Raw genomic sequence first — 3,097 nt, forward strand, 5'->3', positions numbered from 1 at the left:
TTTTTATAATCCTCTCTCTGGTTTTAATAACTATTTTTTAAATTTGACCTATTAATTTTTACCAAATTAAAAAAATTTCGTTGTTTTTTGATGTGGGGGGGTGTGGGGGTGTGGGGGTTTGGGGGTGTGAGGGTATTTATTACTTTCCTTACTCTCCAACTTCCTTACTCCTCCAACTCCCTTGCTTCCAAAAACTAAATTACTTATTGGGTTGAGGAGTCATCCGCAGATAAGGCTTGAGTTCGGTAATTCCTTTAGGGAATTTGACTTTGGCTTCTTCGGTAGAGATCGTTGGTACTACCACGCAGTCACCACCATCAACCCAATTTGCTGGAGTTGCGACGCTGTAGTTGTCGGTGAGTTGAAGAGAGTCAATCACCCGCAAAATCTCATCAAAATTACGTCCGGTACTAGGGGGGTAAGTAATCGTCAGACGCAGCTTTTTGTTGGGATCGATAATGAATACAGATCGGACAGTCACCATTGCATTAGCATTGGGGTGGATCATGTCGTACAGATCGGATACTTTCTTATCTGGATCGGCGATAATCGGATAATTGAGTGCAGAACCTTGAGTTTCAAGAATATCGCCAACCCAGCCATTGTGAGAGTCTACATCATCAACACTCAGCGCGATCGGTTTAACGTTGCGCTTGTCAAATTCTGGCTTTAATTTAGCAACTTCGCCAAGCTCGGTAGTACAAACTGGGGTGAAATCTTTAGGATGTGAGAATAATACCACCCAACTAGTTCCAGCCCACTCAAAGAAATCGATCTCGCCGTGAGTGGTAGCCTGTGTAAAGTTGGGTACGATGTCCCCTAATCTTAACTGCATAATCTATCTTAATAAAATAGGTGAAACTGGACTGGAGCAACGTTTGATTGTGCCACAAACTTGCCCCAATCTCTTATTACTATACATATTTATTTAGAATTGAGTCGAGTGGGGGTGTGGGATGTGGGGGTATGGCGTGTTGGGGTGTTGGGGTGTTGAGGTGTTTCATACTCCGTCACTCCCTTACTCCCCTACTCCCTTACTCCCTTACTCCCCCACCATCCACCATTCACCAATTCATACCCGAACGATTTCCTCGCCATAGCGATAGATGGTTTCACCATCAGCATTGATGCGAACGCGCTCGATTTTAGCTCCTAGGTTGCGCATTTTTGCTTCAAGGTTATCATAACCCCGATCGAGATGATGCAGACCTTGAATCGTCGTTTTGCCATGAGCAGCTAAACCAGCTAGGACTAAAGCCGCTGAAGCGCGAAGATCTGTGGCTGTGACAGTTGCACCAGAAAGTGCTGTTACCCCTTCAACGATCGCGTGATTGCCTTTAACCTTAATATTGGCACCCATCCGCTTGAGTTCGGCGACATGTTGGAGCCGATTTTCAAACACGGTTTCGCTAATCACACTAGTACCGTCGCTCACAGCTAGCATCGCCATAAATTGGGCTTGCATATCTGTGGGAAAAGCTGGATAGGGAAGTGTTTCAATATCCGTTCCTTTGAGCGTACCAGTCGGAATTACCCGCATTCGATCGGGTGTATCCATGACTACTTTGGCACCAATCTGCTCTAACTTGGCAATCGCCGCAGTCAGATGATCGGGAATCACTGGAAACATACTAATTTCCGAATTGGTGATCGCTCCAGCTACCAGGAATGTAGCTACTTCAACTCGATCGGAAATAATACTATAATCAGTAGAATGTAGTTTTTCTACTCCCGCAATCGTAATTCGATCCGTACCAGCACCAGTAATTCTGGCACCCATTGAAATACAGAAATTTGCTAAATCGACAACTTCTGGTTCCTTCGCCGCATTCTCTAAAATTGTCTCACCATCGGCTAGCGTCGCCGCCATCATTAATGTTTCTGTCGCACCTACACTGGGATAGTCTAGATAGATTTTCGCTCCTTGCAAGCGTTTGCTAGAACCAGTTACATAAGCATTAACAATGCCATGCTCGATTTCCACATGAGCACCCATTGCTTGCAGCCCGCGCACGTGTAATTCTACTGGGCGAGCACCGATCGAGCAACCACCAGGTAATGGCACTTTCGCGACACCCAATCGTGCCAAAATCGGTCCGATTGCAAAAAAAGCTGCCCGCAACTTAGAAACTAGTTCAAAGGGTGGTGTATAACAATTGAAATCAGTTGTGTCAAAATCTAAAATTTCGCCATTGCGTTGAATCTTGACTCCTAAAGCTTCGATAATCTGGCACATTTTATCGACATCGACTAGCCCAGGAATATTTTGAAGCCGACATTCGCTCGAACACAATAATGCGCCAGCCATCACCACAAATGCGGAATTTTTGGCACCACTGATTTTTACTTCCCCTGACAAGGGGTTTTGACCCCAGATGTGAATGACAGACTGTTCTGTTGTTGGCATATTTTGGGCGGTAGTTATGCTACTGATGGTTTTTTCCTCCAGGTTCCAAGAGATTGTAGTCGGGATTATTTATTTTTGCTTAGATTCTACAGGAATTATGTAATAAATACGCTGGATATTCAGTAATTAACGAGAAGTTTTCCCATAATAGGTAAAATTTGTTACTAAACTTTCATTTCCTGACTAATATTAAGTATTCTCCACTGTCTACAAAAATATACTGTTGGCTACAGCTTTATCACTCTACTAGCAATTGGATTCTGTGGGGATTAATCGTATTATTCCCAGCTAGAAGATGGTAGTTACTGAATAACTTAAATAATATTGTTGACTTAGGTTAGGGGTTGCGCTAAATAGGTCTAGATCTAATTATCTCGATCTTGTCTACCTTTGTCCGAGCGATATTTTCGGCGAGAGAAACATGAAAGTTACATGTATAATCGATCGCGATCGGATCGCTCGTGTCATCAAAATCACAATTGTGGGCAAAATCTTTGGCCGGCCTTAATCCTAAGGATCGATCGCATCCTTGGGGTCGGGTTTGTGGTGAAATCTGATGCCCAAAAATATGTCATAGACAAAATGGAGAAAATCTTTGCCCTGTAGTAATCCTAATGACTGATGACATCCTTTTGATTCTAGTAACGGTTTGGTTGCTTTATAAGCCGCTTGATACTTGTACCAGGGGAT

The 3,097-nt window shown here is 43.5% G+C and carries 2 protein-coding genes and 1 pseudogene; all 3 read right to left on the minus strand.

Annotation, left to right across the window (positions count from 1 at the left end; genetic code table 11):
- Nucleotides 1-199 precede the first annotated feature (199 nt).
- Nucleotides 200-835: a peroxiredoxin gene (locus tag RMO55_RS06905; RefSeq protein WP_310425258.1), complete on the minus strand. Its 636-nt coding sequence runs from the start codon at nt 833-835 to the stop codon at nt 200-202.
- A gap of 237 nt (nt 836-1,072) precedes the next feature.
- A complete protein-coding gene (murA, locus tag RMO55_RS06910) occupies nt 1,073-2,407 on the minus strand; it encodes a UDP-N-acetylglucosamine 1-carboxyvinyltransferase (protein ID WP_310425260.1) in 1,335 nt (444 codons plus the stop codon).
- 510 nt (nt 2,408-2,917) lie between these two features.
- A pseudogene (locus RMO55_RS06915) lies at nt 2,918-3,097 on the minus strand (beta-carotene hydroxylase); the annotation flags it as partial.

This window comes from Chamaesiphon sp. VAR_48_metabat_135_sub (assembly GCF_031418915.1).
Taxonomy (GTDB): domain Bacteria; phylum Cyanobacteriota; class Cyanobacteriia; order Cyanobacteriales; family Chamaesiphonaceae; genus Chamaesiphon.

Bases quoted from the DNA above. Each gene is read 5' to 3' on its own strand.
- RMO55_RS06905 (WP_310425258.1), bottom strand. From the start codon at position 835: ATGCAGTTAAGATTAGGGGACATCGTACCCAACTTTACACAGGCTACC.
- murA (WP_310425260.1), bottom strand. From the start codon at position 2,407: ATGCCAACAACAGAACAGTCTGTCATTCACATCTGGGGTCAAAACCCC.